Genomic DNA, 229 nt, shown 5'->3' on the forward strand with positions numbered 1-229 from the left:
AATGGGCACGAAAGGTTCGGCGGCCCACATAGCCGCCGGCATCGTGAAAAAATGCCCTTACATCAAGGCGTATACCAGATCGGCGAGGTGTAAGCGCGTTCGGTGACGGTCATCCGCGTCCCCTCCAGCGGCTTGACGCCGAACCGCTTGGCGTCATAGGCGGTCCAGCGCGGTGTCGGAATCTCAATGACGCGCCCGTAATAGAAGGCCTTCTGCCTTCTATTACGGG

At 59.8% G+C, this 229-nt stretch carries 1 protein-coding gene; it reads right to left on the reverse strand.

Translation table 11 applies throughout. The features are described from left to right. Positions 1–62: 62 nt before the first annotated feature. A partial coding sequence (locus AF337_RS41035; RefSeq protein WP_152971237.1) for a DUF3604 domain-containing protein occupies positions 63–229 on the reverse strand: 167 nt, incomplete at its 5' end.

This window comes from Rhizobium ecuadorense (assembly GCF_001187535.1).
GTDB classification, from domain to species: domain Bacteria; phylum Pseudomonadota; class Alphaproteobacteria; order Rhizobiales; family Rhizobiaceae; genus Rhizobium; species Rhizobium ecuadorense.